The sequence below is a fragment of the Streptomyces sp. DH12 genome (assembly GCF_020873895.1).
Classification (GTDB): Bacteria; Actinomycetota; Actinomycetes; order Streptomycetales; family Streptomycetaceae; genus Streptomyces.
The window spans coordinates 1-951 of record NZ_JAHWGT010000132.1; the positions used below are offsets into that span (position 1 = coordinate 1).

The 951-nt window shown below is 70.2% G+C and carries 2 protein-coding genes; both read left to right on the plus strand.

What is annotated here, in order from left to right; translation table 11 throughout:
• Nucleotides 1–286, plus strand: a 286-nt coding sequence (locus LPA54_RS32990) for an N-acetyltransferase (RefSeq protein ID WP_228984425.1), incomplete at its 5' end; no start/stop codon positions are given.
• A 229-nt stretch (nucleotides 287–515) separates the two neighbouring features.
• Nucleotides 516–951, plus strand: a 436-nt coding sequence (locus LPA54_RS32995; protein ID WP_228984426.1) for a lytic polysaccharide monooxygenase, incomplete at its 3' end; no start/stop codon positions are given.

The following is a 951-nucleotide window of genomic DNA, read 5'->3' on the forward strand; positions in this document are numbered from 1 at the left end:
CCCCGAGCGGATGGCCGTCCCGGAACTGGCCGCCTGGCCCGCCCATCTCCACATCGACCTGCTGCCCGAGTGGCAGGGGCGGGGTCACGGGCGCCGGCTGATGCGCACCCTGCTCGCGGCCCTTGCGGAACGCGGGGTCCCGGCCGTGCACCTGGTGATGACGGTCGCCAACAAGCCCGCCCGCGCCTTCTACGACCGGATGGGCTTCGAGGAGATCGCGGGCGTGCCGATGGACGACTCGGTCGTCTGCCTCGGCCGTACGACGGGGGGCCTCGACCGGCTCTGACGGGAGGAGCCCCCGCACATGTCGCCGTCGAAAGTGTCGAACACGCCACCGGGTGACGGAAGTGGCGAGAACGAAGGGTTGCCCCTTCCGTCGTCCGGGCGCACATTGCCCTGGGAGCGCTCCCATCAGGTGTGGGCGTGAGTTGCCCGCGCCCGCGCACTCCATGACCCCCACGGCGGAAGAGGAAACCATGAGTTGGCATGCGCATGCTCTATTGTCGCGTGATCCGATGCGGAGCCCGTCCCGGCTCGCGCTCGTCCTGGGCACGGTCGTCGCCGCGCTGCTCTGTCTGGTCCCCTGGAGCGGCACGGCCCACGCCCACGGCTCGGTGGTGGACCCCGCGTCCCGCAACTACGGCTGCTGGCAGCGGTGGGGGAGCGACTTCCAGAACCCGGCGATGGCCCAGCAGGACCCGATGTGCTGGCAGGCCTGGCAGGACAACACCAACGCCATGTGGAACTGGAACGGCCTCTACCGTGACGGCTCGGGCGGCAACTTCCGCGCGGTCGTCCCCGACGGCACGCTCTGCAGCGGCGGCAACACCGAGAACGGCCGCTACCGCTCCATGGACACGCCCGGCGCCTGGAAGACCACGAACGTCGGGAGCAGCTTCACCGTCAACCTGTACGACCAGGCCCGCCATGGCGCGGACTACTTCCTCGTCT